Genomic DNA, 21546 nt, shown 5'->3' with positions numbered 1-21546 from the left:
TTCCTCCGGTATTCACTCCCCCAGCATGGCCTTCACGAGTTTGACGCGCCCCTCGATGGCGACCTGCAAAGTATGAGAGGTCGCCGTCGGCAATGGCTCCTTGTAGGTCGCGGTCCCGTCATCGTTCCGCTGGGTCGTGAGGAACCATCCGGTGTCGTACACGTTCTCGCTGATGAACCTCCTCATCATCTCCTGGTACCGCTGATTGTAGGAGAGGCCCTCGAAAACCGAGTCCGTCTTGAACAGTGCCCGCGTCTCCCTGCCCGGCTTTTCAGTGTCGGGGGTTTCCTCCAGCACGAAAATGTAGCCAAGCCAAGGAGGTACGGAACCGAATGGCCCGTTCTTGCTCTGGGCTATGGCAAGATCGGTTGCGCTGCCCAGCGCCTCCTCGAACCGATTGTTGAAATTCTTTCCCACACTGCCGACCTGGGACTTGAACTCAAAGGCCGCAACCAGGACCTTTTTATACAACACCACAAGGTCCCACTGCTTACGCACCCGGTAATACCCAGGCAGATAAGGCCTCCCCATACGGATATCCCCCTCCTTGATGCCAAGGTCAAGGAACAGATCCGCTACGGCCCTTTCGAATCCTGCGAGATGCCCGTTACCCCGCGCCTCCCCGCCCGCTCTACCCCCGTCCTCCTGCTTCTCCCTCTGCTCACCCCGCTTGGTCCAGAAGTGTTCGACTGCTTGCTGGACGGCCTCGGACTTCATGGCCGACTCCTCTCATCGCTCGGGCACACCACGGACTCCGGGCGGGAAGCCGTGGCTGGCCCAAGTCTGAGGTACGGCACTGACAACCAGTCGGGGACTGGGCCGTGGTGACGAGGAGTCGCGAACCACGCCATGTGCGGCCACGCGTCGCTACGATCACGGGCCATGGATTGGCTGGAGCGCGCCGCGAGTCTGAGGCAATGGAGCCGGGACGGGGTACGGGCACCGCACAAGCCGTTACTGCTGCTGTACGCGCTGGGCCGTTTCCAGGCCGATGCCGAGGGCGAGTTGCGCTACAGCGCGGTGGAGGCCGATCTGAAGCAGCTGCTGGCGGAGTACGGCCCCGTGCGCGGGACCACCCCCGCCTACCCCTTCCACCATCTCGCCAACGACGAGGTGTGGGAGGTACGCACCGACCGCGGCCCCGGCAGCCCCGGCACCGCCGTCACGGAGCTGCGGGCCAGCGGCGCCACCGGGCGCCTGGCCCCCGGTCTGCGCGCGGCACTGCGCCGCGAGCCCTCCCTCCTGGGCCGCATGGCAAGGGTCCTGCTGGACCTGCATTTCCCACCCTCGCTCCACCCGGACCTGTGCGATGCAGTCGGCCTGGAACTGGAGCCGGCGGAGACCGACGCCCTCACCGCCCCCGAGCGACGCCGACGCGACCGCCGTATGCGGGAGTTGATCCTGACCGCCTACGAGTACCAATGTGCCTTCTGCGGCTACGACGGCATGATCGGCACTGCGCCCGTGGCGCTGGAGGCCGCACACGTGCGCTGGTGGGCCTACGACGGCCCGGACGACGTCGACAACGGACTGTGCCTGTGCTCCCTGCACCACAAGCTCTTCGACAAAGGCGTCCTCGGCATAGGCGACAGCCACCGCGTCCTGGTCTCCCAGCACTTCGCCGGCCGCAGCCCCGCCGCCCGCGACCACGTCACCGCACTCGCCGGCCGCCCCCTCATCGGCCCCCAGCCCGGCATCCGGCCCGTCGCCGCGACCCACCGCGCCTGGCACACCAGCCAGGTCTTCAAGGGCTCCCCACGCCCGATCCCCGCCTGACCTTGCTGTGCCCGACTGTCGTCGGCCAAGAGCGTGTCAGCGGGCTTCCCCACCGAACCCGTTTGCTCCGGGCAGCGGACTCCAACCCTTCAGGTACGGCTTCAGCGGCCAGGCCCTGTGACAGCAGGGGCTGGCGGCGCGTCCTCCAGCGCATCTCCCCGAACCATGCGTATCGAGCGCCGCAGCGGCCGCGAGCCGGCCGAGCAGTGCCCGCTGCCGCTCGCTCAACCCCCAGCGTGCCGGATTCTGGACGATGCAGCCCGAATGTCAGTGGCGTGAGCCACCATGGTCACCGCAGCCATGACGAACCGTGGGGGGAACTGCATGACCACTGATGAGCCGCGCGCCGGGCTACCCATCGGATTTCTACGGGCCGTTGCCGCGGAGGCGGCCCCGGACTCCCCGCCGATTCGCATGGCGGTAGAGAAGGTGCGAGACCTACCGGAAGGAACCCATCGCGACGATCTCCTACTGGCTCTGCTCCGTGGCGCACTCAGCGAATCGGCGCCGGTGTGGGCGCTCAGGGCCGCGGTCGACAGCGGTCTACGGAAGGAAGTCCAGCCGTACGAGGGCTCCCCTCTGACCCTGGCTGCCGCGGCGCTCGCACATCCATCGTGCCCGGATTCCCTGCGCGAGGATGCCCTGCACCGCTGCTCCGTGTCGCAGCTTGGCGCTCTCGGTCGCGAGCACTGCGGAGAAACGCTGGCCGCGGCCGTCGTGGTCGAGCTGAAAGTCCGCGGTCCGCACCGGCAGCCCATGACTCCGCAGCTGCTGGAGGAGCCCACGGCTTCCCAGCTGATCCTGCGCGAATCCCAACTGCACGACACCGTGTTCTCGGCCTCTCTCCGCCTCCTGCCCGAGTTTCCGCTGTTCCCCGCCGAAGACGAATCCGAAGAGGAAGACAGTCTCGACAGATTCTGGGCCGCGCGGAAGGCCTGGGAAGACATGTGGGAACAGATCGTGACCGTGCACACCAGCCGTCACCGCCAACTGATCGACTCGGCGCCGGACAAACGCTCCAGGACGACCATCCGTGATCACCTCCTCGGCACGGTGCCCTGGGACGTCGAGCCGTCTTTGCTGGAAGAGATGGCTGCCGAGGACCTGGCCGGTTTCGCCGACTTCGAGTTGATCACCCGCCTGTGCCGGATGCTGAGGGACGGTGTCTGCGAGGAGGAGGTCCGCTCGCGCCTCGCTACAGCTCTCGACGCCTTGGCACCCGAGGCCCGCAAGCGAGTCGAGGCGTACTTCGACGACTCTGCCCACATCCGCGAGCTCGGACTTCGAGCCGCGGTCTCCTGGGTCGCGTCCAGAGCGGAGGGCTCCTGGCGTCATCTCCTCTATCCGGGGGAAGCGAAGAGTCGCTACGGCAGACCTCACACCTGGTTCTCATCGGAGGAGCTCCTTGTAACGCTCGGTCAGCGCTTCGCGGCCGCGGCCGTCAGGGCCCTGCGGCTGTGGGAACCCGACCCTGACCCGGTCTGCCCAAGCACCAGGGACCTGCGTTGGCTGCACGCCACGCTGCTGCACCTGCCGGACATGACGGAGGAAGTAAAGGACAAGGCACGTGCGGTGGTCCGACACGTTCGTCCCCGCTCACGCAGCCGATGGGAACGCATCGACTACAAGACGCAGCAGGACGACCAGCGGCTGGCCGAGCTTCGCACCGCCATCGAGCGGATCCTGGGCGACCCCGCCACGGCGGCACGCCGCTCAGCCATCGGAGACCCCGAGCAGGTCACCGTCGCGGATCTGGCCAGAGCCTCGGACGATGTCCTGCGCGACTACCTGTCCAGGCATGGCCGCGATGACGCCCTCGTGGAAAAGGTGCTGCTCTCCTTCGCCTCCAACGCGTACCGGCCGAAACTCCCCTTCTCAGATGTCCTGGCGTGCCATTCCGCCCCAGAGGAGACGTTGATCCGCATCACCACGCATCTCCGAAGGCTTCTGGGCGGCGGCCCCAACCTGAGGGAGACGTGGACACGGCGGGTCCTGGCGCTACCCGACTGCCCGCCGGAGCTCATCCGCGCCTTGCCCGCCTGGACAGCTCTGACCGTGGGCGGACCTCAGCACGGAACGGCCCACAGAGCCGTGGCATCAGTCGTAGTGGCCGCCCTCGGCGACAGCGACGAGGCCTGGACCCGCTTCGCCACCAGCCCCGCCTCCCACTCCGGGCCAACCGCGTGGCTGCGACTCGGTGACGTCCTCGACGCCGCAGCGAAGGGCACAGACTGGCCAAAAGCACCAACCTCCAAGTAACCCCGCAGTGCACTCCGGCGTCCGCTCGACGGCTGACCGCGCTCCCTGCAGCGACGGTCACACTCGCGGGTGACATGCCAATGAGTTGAGACGTCGAGCGCTTCTCGCAACGGCAATGGAGTCCTGGTTGAACCGCCTGCGTGGATGGGCACGGCCGTGCCGCACACCTTGCACGCAGCACGGCCCACCACCGGCGTCAGCGGGTTCCACGGCGTGGGGTTCCAACGGACCAGAAGTCGGAGTGGACATTCGGGTCCGGAATCGGCTTTCCTGCATAATTCGGTCCGACTGTCTTCGAGGTGGGTGGTGACACCGCCGACTTTTCCACACATGGTGTTGCCACTTCGAAGAATGCCTGCCCGTTGTCGCCGATCAAGAGACGCACGTTAAATTCATCTGGCGTCTGAAAATACATGGCCGGGCTTTTCGTGTTCCGGTTCACACCGATCTGACTGTATCCCTGCGATTTCCAGTAGCGCTCCACCACGCCCAGGAAGCTTCCCCTTCGCGCCTCCGAAATGACAGTCATTACCGCCCGCCGCCTCGATACGTCACAACTCCCTTCAGTTGACTCGCCGTGGGTCCAATGAACTGTCGGCTTGATCGCGGCGAACGTGCCATCAAGGATCTTGTCGGCATGCTCTGCAGCCTCTTGCATGTTCATTTTTTTCGAGTCACCTACAGACGTTCCGTCCGAAGAGCTGCATCCAGTCAGCAGCAAAGCGCCAAGTAGAATTCCAGGGTATACGGTTCTCACCGCGGCTGCTCCCGAACGATTTCGCCGGATCTGCCGACAACAATCCTTGCGATATTGTCCGCCGACATCTGATCTTTTGCAGGATTGAAGTAGTTGGAGTGGGCTTTCATCTTCCCGTGGTCCTCGAAAATCGTAGGCCCGTCACTCACCGCGAACCGTGTAGCACCGAAAGCCTTGCTGGCAGGGTCCTTGCCGAACCAGAGATCGTCGCCGTTCGGATCACTCGCGCTCGCACCGGCTGCAGCACCGACTTCCGGCGCGCCTGCGAAAGCCCCCAGAATGCCCCCGACGGCCCCGCCGGCGACCTGCCCCTTGGAAGGAGCTCCGGTGACGAGGTCGTGTTCGGCCGCGCCCACGAACACGTGTCCCTTTCCTACATTCAATTGGTCCGCGGAATTTGCCCCGGTCCCCGGACTTCCCACGAGAATGATGTCACCAGCTCCTGGGATGCCACCCTTCTTCTGGGCCGCAAGGCCGACGGTGAATGATCCGTACGAATGGCCGATGGCCGTGATGTGAGGATCGCCGTTTTCGTGTGTCGCCGAAATGCCGGCCATGAACCGGTTGTAAGCGGGTGCTCCCGCCTCAGCATCGTCTGTGAACATGACGCTCCTGCTGCTCAGAAAGTCACGCGCAGTGAGCTGGGGCGCGTCATAACTAAGCCAGACGATTGACGAAGTAGAGCTGTGAGGGGAAATTTCCCTGGCCGTCAGGGCCGTGTCCTGGGCGCGCTTCATTGTCCCGCCGGGGAAATCTCCGTCAAGCCTCGCGGTAAGCCCCGGAACATAGGCAGAGATGTTCTGCGCCGTGTCTGGATTTCCGTAGGCAACAATTGCCCGGCCATTACCTTCGTCGCCGATACCAAGGAGATACATGGGTGGGTCGCTGCCCGCGAGAAGCTTTTCTTGGATGCCTTTCAAGCCATCCAGCTTCGTCTGGGAGTCGTCGTCGTGCTGGCCTTCCAGTTTAGCAATCAGCGTCTGGATGTTCTCGCGGTTCGCCTCGTCACGTACCACCGCCGGTATGCCATCCAGGTTCCCGATAAGCTCAGGAAAGCCCCTCTTGTACTCATCCCGCTGCTCATCGCTGAGGCCGTTCCACCACTTGGTGATGTCGGCCGGCGACTTGTCCAGCGGGATGTGGTCCAGAAGGTACTGGGTTGCCGCTGAGCTGACGGCGTCGACGTCGGACGCCACGTCGGCCCACGTCTTGGTGTCGACGGTCAGACCAGGTGCGGCCTTGAGTTGTTCCAGCGCCTTGCTGTAGCGATCGTCGATCTCCGTGGCTTCCCGCAGAGCGTGGGCGATGCGGTCGGCGATGTCCTGGGCCTTCGCGCGGTTCGGGTTGGGGCTGCGCAGGCCGGTCATGTCCGGGCCCGGGCCGCGGCTGTAGATGCCGTTGAACCCGGTGACCGTTCCGCCGGCGGTCTTCTCTTCGGTCAGTTCGTTCTCGCCACCGGCGGGGTACGCGACGCTGCCGTTTGCGTGGACGGTGTACGACAGCGCCTTCGCGTCATCGAGTGCCTCGATCAGGCGGCGACGTGGGGCGGCGATCTCGGACGAGAATCCGGTGAGTGCTCCGCTGATCAGGCCGCATTCGACCTGGGTGTAGTGGAAGTTCTGCGAGAGCTTGGCCAGTTGCTGCTGCGCCGCGTTCGCCGCCTCGCCCTCGTTGGCCTTCTGCATGACCTTGGTGATCTGCTGGTCGATACGGCCCTTGGCCGCGTCGGCCATGTCACTGATCGCGCGGTATCCGTCGGCTGCGTCGGCGTAGTCGGAGGGGTTGATGGCCTGGAGTTTCCTGAGGTCCATGCGTACGGATCACCGGCCCTTGCCCGTGCCGCCGGCGGCGGACGTGTCCTCGGCATGGACCTTCAGCCCAGCGATCTCGGACTTGATGGCCTCATCGTTCTTGAGCTGGTCGTTCCCCACTTTTTCCAGCACGCCGGCGAGCCCGTTGCACAGCTCGCCGATGTCCTTCACGCGGCGTTCCCAGGAGTCGTACACGCTCTTTTGGGCTGCCGCGGTTGAACAGCCGGAGCCCTTGCCGAGCCCTGTCGTGCCGTGCTCCAGCTTCGTCAGCGCCTTGCCGATGTCGTCCCGCAGGTCCCCCACGCCCTGGCCGGCCGTAGACCATGCCTTCTTGTCGGACCGGAGCCTGCCGGGAGCGCCGCTACCGGTCGAACTCGTGCCGTTCTGGTCGCCGGGCAGCTGGTTGAGCTGCATCCGTGTGGAGTGCCGTTCGGCCGCTGCGGCCTTGAGCTGCTCCCATTCGTCCCACGCCATGTGTGGCCCCTCCCCGTGTCCCGTCGTACGTCGCCGAGATCCTGTGAACGCGCGAGAAGTACGGTGGTAACGCTGCGTACAGTGGGACAGCGGAGCTGCAGGCAAGTGGGCAAGTGAACGAGGACGGCTCGGTGACGTATCCCCGCCCCTCCCGGGGGACGGCACCCCGGCACCGGTGTCAATCACCGTAAGGGCCCCGACTCACCGAATCCCGCCGCCCCGGCAGCCTGTTCGTTCGTGTGGATTGCGTGCAACCTTCTCGTGGCGTCGAGGGTCATCGCCCATGGCTTCGGGGGCCGCGGACATCCAGGCCGTGGGGACCACCGTGCGGCAGAAGAAGGCCGGGGACCTGGTGAGGGCCACGGTCGGCGTGCGCAACAAGGGCCCCGCCGGGATGGCGGCGTGGCTCGGCAGCGAGCCGGGCGAGGACCCGCCGTACGAGACCCGTGTCTCCCTCCCGGCCGGGGCGGAGGCGGTCACCACTCCCAGGGGCTGCGTGAGGTTCGCACCCAGGAACGGCGCCGTCTACTACCTCTGCTTCCAGGACACCCACGACGCGTGGATCGACCCCGGCCAGTACACGACCTGGACCTTCGACCTGCGCGTCGTCGATCCGGCCGCCCTGAAGCCGGGCACGGTCGAGGTGACGTCGCCGAGCACCGACCCCGACGCGGACAACAACACCGCGGCGATCGTCGTCCACGCCCCGGGCCACAGTTCTGGCGCCGGCGGCAGGGGCAGCGACAGCAGGGGCAAGGACTCGGGTGGTACGGCGGGTTCCGGCGGCGGCGGGAGCACAGGAACCGGCACGGTGACGGGCGGCAGCGGGGGCGGGGGCGGCGCCATGGCCGGCACCGGCGCGGGTCCCGTGGTGCCGCTGGCCGCCGGGGCTTCGGCGGTGGCCGTTCTCGTCGGCGGGGCGCTGTTCCTCGGCTTCCGTCGCCGCGGGCGGGGCTGAGCCTCCCGGAGCCGGCGAGCGAGTCCGGCGGCAGTACGAGTCAGCGGCCTGATCCGGTGAGTGGATCAGGCCCCTGACTGGTTCCCGGACGCAACGAGCCCGGCGCGCCCTTGCGTCAGCGGAACCTGGTGCGCCATGCTGCACCGTAGTTCTGTACATTATGTACGTCCTATACATCTCCCGGGGGTGCCTGTGTCTTTCCGCAACGTCTTCGACTCGTCCGCCCGACCGCCCCGTACCGAGGCGCGCTACGTGGTTCCGCGCTTCGCCGAGCGCAGTGCGAACGGCGTCCGCGAGTACGACCCGTACGCCAAGCTCTTCGAGGAGCGGATCATCTTCCTGGGCACGGACATCGACGACACGGCGGCGAACGACCTCATGTCCCAGCTGATCTGCCTGGAGTCGATGGACCCGGACCGGGACATCTCCCTCTACATCAACAGTCCCGGTGGTTCGCTCACCGCGCTGACCGCGGTCCACGACACCATGCGGTACGTCAAACCGGACATCGAGACGGTGTGCATCGGCCAGGCGGCCTCCGCCGCCGCCGTCCTGCTGGCCGCCGGCACACCCGGCAAGCGCATGGCGCTGCCCCACGCCCGCGTGCTGATCCAGCAGCCCCGCAGCGAGACCGGCCGCGGCCAGATCACCGACCTGGAGATCGCCGCCGGTGAAGTCCTCCGGCTGCGTGAGCAGATGGAGGAGATGCTGGCCGAGCACTCCGCCCAGCCGATCGAGAAGATCCGCGAGGACATCGAGCGCGACAAGATCCTCACGGCTGAACAGGCCCTGGAGTACGGGATCGTGGACCAGGTGATCACTCCGCGCGACCTGCACTGAGCCCAGAGGACGAGCCCGGAAGACGGGCCCGGTAGACGGGCCCGGTAGACGAGTACAGACAGGCGGTCGCGTCCTGATGTTCCCCGAGTCTCCCAAGATCCCGGCCCTCACCGAGGCCGAGAGCCAGGTCATCGATGCCTACCTGGCGACCCTCAAACGACTGAGCGAGCTCAACCCGACACAGGTGACGGGCACGTACACGGCGCTGCGTGCCGCTCAGGCGCTCGTGGCGGAGACACGCGCCCTGCGGGACGCGCTGTCGCTGATGTTCGAGCGTCAGCAGACGGAGATCCATGTGCGCACGATGGCGAAGGCCCTGGAGTCCCTCGACGCGCACCGCTTCCTCGCCAGGCTCCAGCCCCCGCGGCTGCCAGGCCGCTGACAGCCTCGTCGGCCCCTGCCAGCGGTCTGTCAGCGGCCTGCCAGCGGGGTCCGGCACCGTCTTCCTCATCGAGAGCGGCGAGCACCGCGAGAGCGGACGAGCGAAGAGATGGGGAGGGCGGACATGTCGTACGCCATCCGGGCCGAGGGTCTGGTCAAACGCTACGGGGACATGGTCGCGCTGGACGGCGTCGACCTGGAGGTGCCGGCCGGCAGGGTGATCGGTGTGCTGGGGCCGAACGGGGCGGGCAAGACCACCACCGTACGGATCCTGTCGACGCTGCTGCGGCCGGACGGCGGCCGGGCCATGGTCGGCGGGCACGACGTGGTGCGGGACCCGGTGCGGGTGCGCCAGCTCATCGGGCTCACCGGGCAGTACGCGTCCGTCGACGAGAGCCTGTCCGGGACGGAGAACCTGGTGCTGCTGGGCCGGCTGCTGGACATGTCGAAGCGGGCCGCGAAGGTACGGGCCGCCCAGCTGCTGGAGCAGTTCTCCCTGACCGAGGCGGCGGACCGGCCGCTCAGCACGTTCTCCGGCGGTATGCGCCGCCGGCTGGACCTGGCGGCGAGTCTGGTCGGCCGGCCGCAGGTGCTGTACCTGGACGAACCGACCACCGGGCTCGACCCGCACGCCCGCGGCGAGGTGTGGGACGTGGTCCGGCGCCTGGTCGACGACGGTTCCACGGTGCTCCTCACCACCCAGTACCTGGAGGAGGCCGACCAACTCGCCGACAGCATCACGGTGTTCGACCGCGGTCGGGTCGTCGCCGAGGGCCGCCCGGGTGAACTCAAGCGCCGGGTCGGCGGGCAGATCCTGCAGGCCCGTCCGTCGCTGCCGCAGGACGTGCCCCGGGTGGCCGCGATGCTGACCGAGCTCACCGGCACCGCCCCCGTCCAGGACGGTACGAACGGGCTGCTGACCGTGCCCGCCGACGACCCCCTGCTGGTGTCCGCGCTGGCCCGCCGCCTGGCCGCGGACGGCATCGGCACCGACGAGATGGGGCTGCGCCTGCCCAGCCTCGACGAGGTCTTCCTGGCCCTGACCGGCCGCTCCGCCACCACCGACGACGAGCAGAACGACGACACCTACGCCGAGAGGACCGCGGCATGAGCGCCCAGACCATCCCCGCCCACACCACCCGGCAGGCCGCCGCCCCCTTGCGCATCGGCGCGGTCCGGTCCCTGCGGCACAGCCTCGCCCTCGCCGGACGCGGCGTCACCAGGTTCATGAAGTCCCCGATGCAGCTCACCGATGTGGTGCTGACGCCGATCATCTCCCTGCTGATGTTCGTCTACATCTTCGGCGGCGCCATCTCCGGCGGCGATGACGACGCGTACCTGCGGACGGTCACGCCGGGGATCATGGTGATGACCGTCTTCCAGGCGAGCATCGGCATCGGTGTCTCCCTCAACGCGGACGCGAGCACCGGGATGTTCGACCGGTTCCGGTCCATGCCGATCGCCCGCTCGGGCCCGCTGGTGGGCGCCGTCCTCGCCGATTTCGTGCGCTACGCGGTCTGCCTCGGCACCCTGCTGGTCCTCGCCCTGATCATGGGCTACCGGATCGGGACGGACCCCCTGTCCACGCTTGCCGCGCTGGCCCTGCTCATCGGCTTCGCGCTCAGCTTCTCCTGGCTGTCGGTGTACATCGGCATGCTGGCCAAGACCCCCGCTTCCGTGCAGGGCCTGATGACCATCGTGGTGCTGCCGCTGACCTTCGCCAGCAACGTGTTCGTCCCGGACAAGACCATGCCGGGCTGGCTGCAGGCCTGGTCGGACGTCAACCCGGTCAGCCTGATGGCCGACACCGTGCGCGGGCTGCTCAACGGCGGCGCGGTCGCGCACCCGCTGCTCGGCAGCCTCGCCTGGATGGCGGGCATGGTCGCGGTCTTCTTCCCGCTGGCGATGCGCGCCTACCGCAAGAGCGTCGGCTGATCCCCCGGGGTCGCGCACGACGCTACGCGGGCACCGGCCGGCCGACTTCCCCGGCCAGCCGGTGCAGCGCGTCCGCCCGCGACAGGGCGCCGCCCTCGTCGAACGCCGTACGGTACTCCTGCTCGCCGAGCCGCCGCGTCAGCCGCTCGGCGAGTTCCCGCAGCTCGGGCTCTCCCGCGTCGAACGCCCCCCGCATCACCTGGCTCATACCGAGCGAGCGCGCCGCACCGACCGGGTCGCCCTCCAGCGCGAGCAGCCCGCCGAGCAGCTCCGCGACCCAGGCGAGGCCCGCCCCCGCACCCTGGGCCAGCAGCCCGCCGGCCGCCTCGGGCAGCAGCGCCCGCGCCCCGGTGGCGTCGCCCGCAGCCAGCCGGTTCTCCATCCGGGTGCTGACGATCAGGTCCCGGGCCAGTTCCTCGGGGAGGGACCGGCTGCGGACGAACGACTCCAGCGCGTCCAGGACCCGGTCGGCGCCCGCCAGATCACCTTCCCTGCGGTGCAGATTGGCCATGCCCGCCACGATGTTGGCCTCCAGCCGCCACCGGCCCCGCTCCCTGGCCTGGGCCTGGGCCCACTCCAGGTCGCGCCGCGCGCCGGCCAGGTCGCCGCTGCGCCGCCGTTCGCGGGCCAGACGGACCCGGCCCAGGTCCAGGCAGTCGTCGGCGCCGAGCTCCGAGCTGAGCGCGACCACCCGCTCGAACGTGGCGATGGCCTGCGGGTACGCGCCGCGCAGCGAGTGGTCGCGGCCGACGGGGAGCAGGCTCATCACCAGGCCCCAGCGGTCCCCCACCTTCTCGAAGCCGCGCAGCGCGGCCAGCCGGGATGCCTCGCCGGTGCGCAGATCGCCCTGCTCGGTGAGGACGAAGTCGTACGCGAGGTGGGCGCTGGCCCGCACCCATGGGTCGGGTGACCGCAGCGAACGCGCGAGGCGGGCCTCGGGGGTCTCCGACTCGTCGTCGGAGGCGGCGAGTTGGGAGATGCGCAGGAACAGCCCGGCCGGGCGGAACTCGCGGGCGCCCGCCGAGTCCACGTCCGCGATCGGCAGGCGGGACCGGGGCGGTGTGGTCCCGAGGTCCCGCAACTCGGTGAGTGCCGACTCCAGTTGGGCGCTCATGCCGCGCACACCCCAGTACCAGGACAGCGCTCCGACGAACCGGGCGGCCAGCTCCCCGTCCCCGGCGTCCACGGCCGAGCGCAGCGCATGCACCAGGTTGGGGTGCTCGGCGTCGAACACGGCGATCGCGTCGAGCTGCCGGCCGGTACGCAGCCGGGGTTCGTGTTCCCGGGCGAGGGCGAGGAAGTACTGCGCGAACCGGTCGGTGAGGTCGTCGCCGGAGGCGTCGAGCCGGGTGGCGGCATAGGCGCGTACGGTCTCCAGCATCCGGTAGCGCGGCTCGCCGTCGCCGGTGTCCGAGGCGTCCACCAGGGACTTCTCGATGAGCGCGTCGAGGATGTAGAGGACGTCGTCGGCGGGGAGGTCCGCGTCCGCGCAGACCGCTTCGAGGGCGGCGAGCGTCGCCCCGCCGGGGAACGCGGACAGGCGGCGGGCGAGGATCCGTTCGGGCTCGCCGAGCAGGTCCCAGCTCCACTCGACGACCGCGAGCAGGGTGCGCTGGCGCGGCAGGGCCGTGCGGCTGCCCGAGGTCAGCAGCCGGAACCGGTCGTCGAGGCGGCGGGCGATCCGGTCGACGCCCATCGAGCGGAGCTTGGCGGCGGCCAGCTCCAGGGCGAGCGGCAGCCCGTCGAGCCGCCGGCAGATCTCGACCACGGCACCGACCGTGGTGTGATCGAGGGTGAAGCCCGGCCGGACGCTCGCGGCGCGCTCGACGAACAGCCGTACCGCGGCCGACCGCGCCGCCTCGCCGGGCTCCGGCTCACCGGCGGGCACGTCGAGCGGGCCGAGGTGGCACAGCGCCTCGCCGTCGATGGCGAGGGGTTCCCTGCTGCTGGCGAGGATTCTCAACCGCGGCAGGCGCTGGAGGAGTTGACCCGCCAGTTCGGCGGCGGCATCGACGATGTGCTCACAGTTGTCGAGGACGAGGACGGCGTCGCCGATGTCGAGGAGCTCCGCCATCCGGTCGACCGGTGCGGCGCCCCGGGTGCGCCCGGCGTCGTAGAGGCCGCCGTCCGTGGAGCCGACGGCGCCGAGCACGGCGTCGGCCAGCTGGCCGGGCGTCCCGACCCCCGCGAGCGGCACGAACCAGACGCGGCCGCGCTCCCGGGCCCGGTCCCGGCCGACGGCTTCGAGGGACAGCCGGGTCTTGCCCGCGCCTCCCGGGCCGACGATGGTGACCAGGCGGGAGGCGGCCATCAGCCCGGCCAGCTGGTCGAGTTCGCGCTCGCGGCCGACGAAGCTGGTCAGCCGGGCCGGCAGTCGGTTCGCCACCGCCTGTGGCCGGGCCGCCGCCGGGCGCTCCAACTCGCCTCGCAGCAGGGCCAGATGGGTCTCCCTGAGGCCGGCCGACGGGTCCACGCCCAGCTCGTCGGCGAGCCGCTCGCGGATCTCGTCGTACGCCGCGAGCGCGTCCGACTGGCGGCCCGCCGCCCACAGGGCGCGCATCCGCAGCTCGGCCAGGCGCTCGCTCAGCGGGTGGGCGGCTGCCGCCGTGCCCAGGTCGGCGAGGATCTCCGCGTGCCGGCCGAGCCGCAGCTCGGCCTCGAAGAGGTCCTGGGCCGCCGCGACCCGCAGATCGTCGAGGCGGGTGACGACAGCGGCGGCGAAGGGCGCCTCCCGTACGTCGGCGAGGGCCTCGCCCTGCCACAGCCCCAGCGCCTCGCGCAGTACGGCCGCCGCCTCGTCGTAGTGGCCCCGCGCGCACCGCTCGCGCCCCTCGGCGGCCAGCTCCTCGAACCGGGCGGCGTCGACCTCCACCGCCTCGTCCGCGGTGAGCCGGTACCCCCCGGCGGCGGACTCCACGCGGGCCGTGCCGCCGAGCGCCCTGCGCAGCCGGGACACCAGGGACTGGAGCGCGTTGCCGGCCTCGGCCGGCGGGTCCTCGCCCCACAGGCCGTCGACCAACGCGTCCACGGGCACCGGCCGCCCGGCCTCCAGCGCGAGCCGGGCGAACAGCATCCGCAGCCGGGCCCCCGAGACGGCGGCCGGCGGCGCACCGTCCGCGCCCTCCCCGTGTCTGTGCACCTGGACAGGGCCCAGCAGAACTATGCGCACGGCGCTTCCCCCGAGATCGACCGACGACCGGACACAGCATCCAGCACGGGCCGTGCGCGGTAAAGGCCAATCCGGACACCTGGTCCCGGGCGTCGCGCCGCGCCCCGCGTCCTACAGGCCCACGTCGCGGCTGCGGAGGTCCGCCAGGGACTCGCGGCGGACCAGGAGGCGGGCGTGGCCGTCGCGTACGGCCACCACGGGCGGGCGGCCGACCAGGTTGTAGCCGGAGGACATGGACAGCTGGTACGCGCCTGCCACGGGGACGGCTAGCAGGTCGCCGGGGCGGAGGTCGGCGGGCAGGGATACGTCGGCGGCCAGGACGTCTCCCGCCTCGCAGTGCCGGCCCACGACGGTGACCGGGGCGCGGTCCGCCGTACCGGGCCTGCCGATCAGGCGCGGTGCGTACCGGACGCCGTACAGGGCCGGGCGCGGGTTGTCGCTCATGCCGCCGTCGACGGCGGCGAAGACCCGGTCGCCGGTGCGCTTCACCGACAGGACGCGGTACAGGGCGATCCCGGCGGGGCCCGCGATCGCCCGGCCGGGCTCGATGATCAGGCGGGGCACCGGCAGTCCGGCCGTGGCGCAGGCGCCGGCGAGTTCCGCGCGGACCCTGCGCGCCAGCGCCGCCAGGTCCAGGGCCGGTTCGCCGGGGCGGTAGGCGATGCCGTGGCCGCCGCCGAGGTCGAGTTCGGGCAGGACCAGGCCGTGCTGCTCGTACAGGCGGGCCATCAGGCCGACCAGCCGGCGTACGGCGACCAGGTAGGGCTTGACGGTGGTGATCTGCGAGCCCAGGTGGCAGTGCAGGCCGGTGAGTTCCAGCTGCGGCTGGTCGAGGATGCGGGTGATGGCGTGCTGGGCGTGGCCGTCGGCGATGGACAGGCCGAACTTCTGGTCGTCCGTGCCGGTACGGATCTTCTCGTGGCCGCCCGCCGCGATTCCGGGGACGACCCGGACCATGACCTTCTGGTGGCCGTCCGGGCCCACGGCGGCCGACAGCCGCGCGATCTCCGAGGGACTGTCGATGACGATCCGGCCGACGCCGAGACGCAGCGCGGTGTCCAGGTCGCGCGGGGACTTGGCGTTGCCGTGCAGCACGATCCGCTCGGGCGGGAAGCCGGTGGTGACGGCGAGTTCGAGCTCGCCGGCCGAGCAGACGTCGAGGCCGAGTCCCTCCTCGGCCGTCCAGTGGGCCATGGCCCGGCACAGGAACGCCTTGGCGGCGTACAGGACTTCGGCGTCGGGGAAGGCGCTCAGATAGGCGCGGCAGCGGTCGCGGACCTCGGCCTCGTCCAGGACGTAGACGGGGGTGCCGAAGCGGTCGGCGGTCTCGGCGAGCGGTACGCCGCCGACGGCGAGGCCGCCGTCCGGCAGCTCGGTGGTGGAGGCGGGCCACACCGACAGGACGGCGGCGGTGGGGTGTTCGTGCACCGTGGTCATCGTGTCCGCTCCCTCAGGCGGGCCCGCAGCGCGGGCACCCCGGAGCGGGCCGGTGCGGCGGCCGGGGCGGTGAACCGCGGGTCCACCGTGAGGGCGGTGACACCGAGCGGCGCGGTCAGCGCGCGCAGGGCGGGCTCGGCGAGGCGGATCCACGGCTGGCCGGGGCCGAACGTGGCGGTCAGCCGGTGCTCGGTGGTGAAGCCGACGGCCGTACGGCCGCCGAGCGGGGTACGGAAGAGCCGGGCCGTACACCCGGAGGGTCCCGGCCGGACCGGGACGTACAGGGGTCCGGCCGGGACGGGATCGGAGGGCTCGGGGTCTTCGCCGCAGCGGAGTTCTGCCATGGGGTGCCTCCCGGTTCGGCAGGGAGCGGGGGATCGGGGTGCCCCGGACGCGGGGAGGCGGTGCCGGGGCGCGGTGTCGACGCTATGCCCGGTGCCGGGGTGTGCCGGAGGTGCCCTGACGGGACGCTTACGGTGTTCCGGGCGCCCTTGACGGCATGCTGACGGCAGCGGGGCGGGGGCCGCGCACCCGGCGACGGCGGGACACCCCTCGGCCATGCCCCTGGTTACTCTTCGGGGCGTGACGACCGAGCTGACCCTGCTGTCCGAAGTCGCCTGTCGTGGGCGGGAGATCACCGCGCCCCGGCTGCGCGGCCTGCTCGCGCTGCTCGCGGAGGACCTGCGCACCGGCTGCAGCACGGCCCGGCTGGTGGAGGGGCTGTGGGCGGACGAGCTGCCCGAGCGGCCGGGCAAGGCGGTGCAGATCCTGGTGTCGCGGCTCAGGGCGCAGCTGGGTGCCGAGCTGGTCGTGAGCACACCGGCCGGGTACCGGCTGGCCCTGGACGAGACGCAGGTCGACGCGTCCGCGCTGCTGCTGCGCGAGGAGGCGAGCGCCGAGCGGGCGCGGGCCGGGGACCACGACGGCGCGCTGGCCGAGGCCGAGGCCGGGCTGGCGCTGTGGGACGGAAGCGTGGGCGCCGCGGCGGGAGAGGACCTGCACGACCCGGTGGTGGCGCTGCGCGCCGACCGGGTCCGGGCGCACCGCTCGCTGGTCCGCTCCCGGGCGCTCGCCCTCGCCCGGCTGGGCCGGCGGGACCAGGCCGCGGCACCGCTGGCCGCACTGGCTCAGGAGCTGCCGCGGGACGAGGAGGTGCTGGCGGAACTGCTGCGCTGCGAGGCCGCCACCGCGGGCCGGGCCGCGGCACTGACCCGCTACGACGCCTACCGCCGCCGGCTGCGGGACGATCTGGGCACCGATCCCGGGCAGCGGCTCAAGGCGGTGCACCAGGAGCTGCTGAGCGCGGACGCACCGCCGGTCCGCCACGGTGTGCCGCACGACCCGAACCCGCTGCTGGGCCGGGACGCCGACATCGCCGCCGTGGCCGGGCTGCTGCGCGCGGCCCGGGTGGTCACCGTGGTCGGCCCCGGCGGGCTGGGCAAGACCCGGCTCGCGCACGCGGTGAGCCGGGCGGCCGAGCAGCCCGTGGTGCACTTCGTCGCGCTGGCCGGTGTCACCGCCGACGCCGACGTGGCCGGCGAGGTGGCCTCGGCGGTCGGCGCCGGAGAGGGCCGGCAGTTCGCCGCGGGCGGGGACGTCGTGAGCGGCATCCTGGGCGCGCTGGGGGCCGGGCCGGCCCTGCTGGTGCTGGACAACTGCGAGCACGTCATCACGGGTGCGGCCGATCTCGTCCAGGCGCTGGTGTCGCGGTCCAGGCAGCTGCGGGTCCTGGCCACCAGCCGGGCCGCGCTGGGGCTGACCTCGGAGTCCGTGTACGCCCTGCCGGAGCTGTCCCCGGCGACCTCGGTGGAGCTCTTCGTGCAGCGGGCGCGAGCCGCCCGGCCCGGCGTGGAGCTGCCTGAGGACGCGGTGGCCGAGATCTGCCGGCACCTGGACGGGCTGCCGCTCGCCGTGGAGCTGGCCGCGGCCCGGGTCCGGGTGCTGTCCGTGGCCGACATCTCCCGCCGGCTCAGGGACCGGTTCACCCTGCTGCGCGGCGGTGCCCGCGACGCGCCCGAGCGGCACCGCACCCTGCGGGCGGTGGTCGACTGGAGCTGGAACCTCCTCGAACCCGACGGCCGGGCCGCCCTGCGCGCGCTGTCCGTGTTCCCCGGGGGCTTCACCGAGGACGCCGCGCAGTATGTGCTCGGCGACACCGGCGACGCGCTGGAGCTGCTGGAGCAGCTGGCCGGCCAGTCCCTGATCAAGGTGGGCGACAGCCCGTCCGGGGTGCGCTTCCACATGCTGGAGACGCTGCGCGAGTTCGGCTCCGCCAAGCGGGCCGAAGCCGGTGAGGAGGAGGCGGTCACCGGCCGGTTCCTCGCCTGGGCGCGGGACTTCGGCCGCGCCCACCACGACGTCCTGTTCAGCTCCGACGCGGTGGCCGCCTGGCTGCGGATCCGCGCCGAGCAGGACAACCTCGTCCTGGCGCTGCGGCACGCCCTGGCCCGCGAGGACGGGCCGGGCACGGCCGCCGTCACCGCCGTACTGGCCTCGCTGTGGGCCACCGACTCCAACTACCTCCGGCTCGCCGCCCTGGTCGCCGAGTCCGGCGGGCCGCTGTCCCGGTTCCGCCCCGGCCCGGACGACGTCGAGACGACCCGCAGCGCGGCGGTGGTGTGCACCGCGAGCCTGTTCATGGGCCGGGGCCCGCACGCCGTACGGCAGTTGGTGACCCTGCGCCGGCTGCCGCCCGCGCCACCGGACACCGTGGTGCGGGCGCTGTCGGTCGTGTTGTGTGCCGTACCGGACATGCACCCACCGCGGTACGGGCGGCTGCTGGAACTCTGCGAGGCCGACGAGTCCCTGCTGGCGGGCGTCGCGGCCTGCGTGGCGAGCTATGTGTGGGAATCGCGGCACGACTCGGAACGCGCGCTGGAGTACGCCCGCAGGATGCTCGACGCGCTGGAACCGCTCGGGAATCCGGCCATGGCGCTGCTCAGTCACGGACGGATCAGCGAGCTGTGCCTGCAGTCCGAGCGGGGCGCGGAGGCGTACGGCCATCTGCGGGCCGCGCTGGACGCGCTCGACGAGTTCGGCCGGCACGGCGACTGGTCGGACTCGGTCGGGGTGCACTCGGGGCTGGTACTGGCCTGTCTGCAGCGTGGGGAACTGGACGAGGCCGAGTACTGGCTGAGGCTCGCGGAGCTGGACCGGCCACCGGAGGCCGCCCAGATCTTCTCCTCCGCCCTGCCGGCCCGGGCGGAGATCGCGTTGGCCCGGGGCCTGACCGAGGTCGGGCTCGGGCTGTGGCGCCGGGCGGTCGCGCAGGTGCAGGAGGCCGGCCTGCTGCACGCGGGTGACCCGTTCGTGGAACCGTGGTCGCTGGAGCTGCGGTCGGCCGCGCTGGCGGCGCACGCCCAGGCGGGCCGGCTGGAGCCGGTGGCCCACCTCGTCGGGGAACTGCGGGAACGGCTGCTCGGCATGCTGTCCGGGGCCCCGGCGGACGGCACGGTGGCCGACGGCGCTCCGGTGGAACTCCCGGTGTACGGCACGGTGTTGCTGGCGCTGGGTTTCGCGGGCCTGGCCCGGGGCGAGCGGGGAGCCGTACGGCTGGTGGCGCTCGCGGAACGGATGCCGGCGGTGCGGGAGTTCCCCACCCTGTCCCTGTCCCGGTCCCGGGTGCTGGCGGAGAACGCCGACAGGGCGGCGTACGCCGACGCGAGGTCGAGGTACGCCGCCCTGGGCCGGGAGGACTTGCGAGCGGAGGCGCTCCGCGAGCTGACGGCTCCGCCGGGCTGACCGGCATCTGCGGGCCGGCGGGGGCGCGGCTGGGATCGCCGGCCGCGCCGGCGGGTGCCGCTGCACTACGAAGCCGACGGCACTGCAGCTCCCCAGGGGCGCGGGGAACTGCGCGACCAGCCACGACGAACCCGCAGCCGCCGCTCGCCGCGAACGTCACCGCTTCGGCTCGCGATTGAACTGTGCCTTGGACCACAGGTACCCCAGCACCGACAGCCCCAGGAACCACGCCAGAGTCAGCACAGCGTTCTTCGTGTCGAGGCCGCCGCCCCGCAGCAGTCCCCGCAGCGTCTCGATGGCCGGGGAGAAGGGCTGGTACTCGGCGAACCAGCGGAACCAGCTCGGCATGGCGTGCACCGGTACGAACGCGCTGGACAGGAACGGCAGCATGACCAGCGGGGTGCCCATGTTGCTGGCCCCCTCGGGGTTGGGGCTCGCCAGGCCCATGCCGACCGCGATCCAGGTCAGCCCGAGGCTGGTCAGCGCCATCAGCCCGATCACCGCGAGCCACTCCACCGGTGTCGCGTCGGGCCGGAAGCCGATGGCCAGCCCGATGCCCAGGACCAGCGCCAGAGCCAGCAGCGTCTTGATGACGCTGCCGATCACATGGCCGATCAGCACGGAGGCGCGGGAGATCGCCATGGTGCGGAACCGGGCCATGATGCCCTCGGTCATGTCGGTGCACACGGAGACCGCGGTGCCGAGCGAGGTCATGGCGGCGGTCAGGAAGAGGATGCCGGGGACCAGGTAGGCGACGTAGTCGGACCGGTTCGCGTGGCCGCCGTTGATGCCGGCGCTCATCACGTCACCGAAGACGTACACGAAGAGCAGCAGCAGGATGACCGGGGTGAGCAGGAGGTTCAGGGTGAGGGAGGGGTAGCGGCGGGCGTGCAGGAGGTTGCGCCGCAGCATGGTGAGGTTGTCGCGGAGGGCGTGGGGGGCGGCGGCACTCATCGGACGGTCTCCTTGTCGGTGGGCTGGGAAGGTACGGAACTGCCGGTCAGGGCGAAGAACACGTCGTCCAGGTCCGGGGTGTGCACGGACAGCTCGTCGGCCTCGATACCGGCGGCGTCGAGCCAGTCGAGGATGGCGCGCAGCTCGCGCTGGCTGCCGTCGCTGGGGATCTGCAGGGTGAGCGCCTGATCGTCCCGGGTGACCTCGCGCAGTGCGGTGGCGGCGCGTTCGTACGCCACCGGGTCGTCGAAGCGCAGCCGTACGTGGCCGCCGGGCACGAGCCGCTTGAGCTCCCCGGCGCTGCCCTGGGCGACCAGCCTGCCGCCGTTGAGCACCGCGATGCGGTCGGCGAGCTGGTCGGCCTCCTCCAGGTACTGGGTGGTGAGGAAGACGGTCGTACCGCCGGAGACCAGCTCGCGGATGATCTGCCACATGGTGTGGCGGGAGCGCGGGTCGAGGCCGGTGGTCGGCTCGTCGAGGAAGATGATCCGCGGGTCGCCCACCAGGGTCATGGCGATGTCCAGGCGGCGCTTCATGCCGCCGGAGTAGGTGGAGGCGGGCTTCTTCGCGGCCTCGACCAGGTCGAAGCGCTCCAGCAGCTCGGCGGTGACCCGCCGGCCCTCCCGCTTGGACAGGTGGTGCAGGTCGGCCATCAGCAGCATGTTCTCCTCGCCGGTGATCAGCCCGTCCACGGCCGAGAACTGGCCGGTGACGCCGATGGCCGCCCGGACCGCCTGGGCCTCGCGGGTCAGGTCGTGCCCGGCGATCCGCGCCTGGCCGCCGTCGGCGGAGATCAGGGTGGACAGGATGCTGACCGCCGTGGTCTTGCCCGCGCCGTTCGGCCCGAGGAGGGAGAAGATCGTCCCGGTGGGCACGTGGATGTCGATGCCGTCGAGGACGGTCTTGTCCCCGTAGGCCTTGCGCAGCCCGGTGGCCGCTATCGCGAGTTCGTGGTCCGTCGTCGTCATGCCGCAGAGACTGCCGCCCGGGCGGTTCAGCACGGCTTCAGCCGGGTTTCAGGCCGCCCAGGAGGGCTTCAGCCCACTGAAACCCG

17 protein-coding genes are annotated in these 21546 nt (G+C 71.0%); 8 read left to right on the top strand and 9 right to left on the bottom strand.

Features of this window, described 5'->3' with window-relative positions; translation table 11 throughout:
- Nucleotides 1–12 precede the first annotated feature (12 nt).
- On the bottom strand, nt 13–717 hold the full coding sequence (locus tag ABT171_RS15495) for a PaeR7I family type II restriction endonuclease (RefSeq protein WP_351243817.1): 705 nt from the start codon (nt 715–717) through the stop codon (nt 13–15).
- A gap of 165 nt (nt 718–882) precedes the next feature.
- On the opposite strand from ABT171_RS15495, the gene ABT171_RS15490 reads away from it, so the two are divergent.
- Both ABT171_RS15490 and ABT171_RS15485 read left to right on the top strand, forming a co-directional pair.
- Nucleotides 883–1776, top strand: a complete 894-nt coding sequence (locus tag ABT171_RS15490) for a phosphorothioated DNA-binding restriction endonuclease (RefSeq protein WP_351243815.1) — start codon at nt 883–885, stop codon at nt 1774–1776.
- Between the two features lie 324 nt (nt 1777–2100).
- On the top strand, nt 2101–4035 hold the full coding sequence (locus tag ABT171_RS15485) for a hypothetical protein (protein WP_351243813.1): 1935 nt from the start codon (nt 2101–2103) through the stop codon (nt 4033–4035).
- A 196-nt stretch (nt 4036–4231) separates the two neighbouring features.
- Here ABT171_RS15485 and ABT171_RS15480 read toward each other — a convergent pair whose 3' ends face one another.
- From ABT171_RS15480 to ABT171_RS15470, 3 genes are all read right to left on the bottom strand, one after another.
- On the bottom strand, nt 4232–4699 hold the full coding sequence (locus tag ABT171_RS15480; RefSeq protein ID WP_351243811.1) for a hypothetical protein: 468 nt from the start codon (nt 4697–4699) through the stop codon (nt 4232–4234).
- 89 nt (nt 4700–4788) lie between these two features.
- Nucleotides 4789–6603, bottom strand: a complete 1815-nt coding sequence (locus ABT171_RS15475) for an alpha/beta hydrolase (protein ID WP_351243809.1) — start codon at nt 6601–6603, stop codon at nt 4789–4791.
- Between the two features lie 9 nt (nt 6604–6612).
- Nucleotides 6613–7077 carry a hypothetical protein gene (locus tag ABT171_RS15470; protein ID WP_351243807.1) on the bottom strand — a complete coding sequence of 155 codons (465 nt, stop codon included), beginning with the start codon at nt 7075–7077 and terminating at the stop codon, nt 6613–6615.
- Nucleotides 7078–7360: 283 nt separating this feature from the next.
- On the opposite strand from ABT171_RS15470, the gene ABT171_RS15465 reads away from it, so the two are divergent.
- From ABT171_RS15465 to ABT171_RS15445, 5 genes are all read left to right on the top strand, one after another.
- Complete coding sequence (locus ABT171_RS15465; RefSeq protein WP_351243805.1) at nt 7361–8035, top strand: hypothetical protein; 675 nt, start codon at nt 7361–7363, stop codon at nt 8033–8035.
- Nucleotides 8036–8221: 186 nt separating this feature from the next.
- Complete coding sequence (locus tag ABT171_RS15460; protein ID WP_351243800.1) at nt 8222–8875, top strand: ATP-dependent Clp protease proteolytic subunit; 654 nt, start codon at nt 8222–8224, stop codon at nt 8873–8875.
- A 76-nt stretch (nt 8876–8951) separates the two neighbouring features.
- Nucleotides 8952–9257, top strand: coding sequence for a hypothetical protein (locus ABT171_RS15455; protein ID WP_351243798.1), 306 nt, complete (start codon nt 8952–8954; stop codon nt 9255–9257).
- Between the two features lie 123 nt (nt 9258–9380).
- Nucleotides 9381–10367 (top strand): ATP-binding cassette domain-containing protein, encoded by a 987-nt coding sequence (locus ABT171_RS15450; RefSeq protein WP_351243796.1) that lies wholly within the window; start codon nt 9381–9383, stop codon nt 10365–10367.
- On the top strand, nt 10364–11191 hold the full coding sequence (locus tag ABT171_RS15445) for an ABC transporter permease (protein ID WP_351243794.1): 828 nt from the start codon (nt 10364–10366) through the stop codon (nt 11189–11191). The genes ABT171_RS15450 and ABT171_RS15445 overlap by 4 nt, the downstream gene beginning before the upstream one ends.
- A gap of 22 nt (nt 11192–11213) precedes the next feature.
- Here ABT171_RS15445 and ABT171_RS15440 read toward each other — a convergent pair whose 3' ends face one another.
- From ABT171_RS15440 to ABT171_RS15430, 3 genes are all read right to left on the bottom strand, one after another.
- On the bottom strand, nt 11214–14360 hold the full coding sequence (locus ABT171_RS15440) for an AfsR/SARP family transcriptional regulator (RefSeq protein ID WP_351243792.1): 3147 nt from the start codon (nt 14358–14360) through the stop codon (nt 11214–11216).
- Between the two features lie 111 nt (nt 14361–14471).
- Nucleotides 14472–15797 carry a diaminopimelate decarboxylase gene (gene lysA / locus ABT171_RS15435; RefSeq protein ID WP_351243790.1) on the bottom strand — a complete coding sequence of 442 codons (1326 nt, stop codon included), beginning with the start codon at nt 15795–15797 and terminating at the stop codon, nt 14472–14474.
- Nucleotides 15794–16141: an SAV_915 family protein gene (locus ABT171_RS15430; protein ID WP_351243788.1), complete on the bottom strand. Its 348-nt coding sequence runs from the start codon at nt 16139–16141 to the stop codon at nt 15794–15796. Before ABT171_RS15430 ends, lysA begins: the two co-directional genes overlap by 4 nt.
- Nucleotides 16142–16379: 238 nt before the next feature.
- Here ABT171_RS15430 and ABT171_RS15425 point away from each other — a divergent pair, with 238 nt between their 5' ends.
- Nucleotides 16380–19538 carry an ATP-binding protein gene (locus ABT171_RS15425; RefSeq protein WP_351243786.1) on the top strand — a complete coding sequence of 1053 codons (3159 nt, stop codon included), beginning with the start codon at nt 16380–16382 and terminating at the stop codon, nt 19536–19538.
- A 156-nt stretch (nt 19539–19694) separates the two neighbouring features.
- On the opposite strand, the gene ABT171_RS15420 is transcribed toward ABT171_RS15425, so the two are convergent.
- Both ABT171_RS15420 and ABT171_RS15415 read right to left on the bottom strand, forming a co-directional pair.
- Nucleotides 19695–20492, bottom strand: a complete 798-nt coding sequence (locus ABT171_RS15420; protein WP_351243784.1) for an ABC transporter permease — start codon at nt 20490–20492, stop codon at nt 19695–19697.
- On the bottom strand, nt 20489–21460 hold the full coding sequence (locus tag ABT171_RS15415; protein WP_351243782.1) for an ATP-binding cassette domain-containing protein: 972 nt from the start codon (nt 21458–21460) through the stop codon (nt 20489–20491). The genes ABT171_RS15420 and ABT171_RS15415 overlap by 4 nt, the downstream gene beginning before the upstream one ends.
- Between the last annotated feature and the right edge of the window lie 86 nt (nt 21461–21546).

Source organism: Streptomyces sp. NPDC001851 (genome assembly GCF_040297165.1).
Classification (GTDB): domain Bacteria; phylum Actinomycetota; class Actinomycetes; order Streptomycetales; family Streptomycetaceae; genus Streptomyces.
This window is presented reverse-complemented; position numbering and strand designations above follow the sequence as displayed.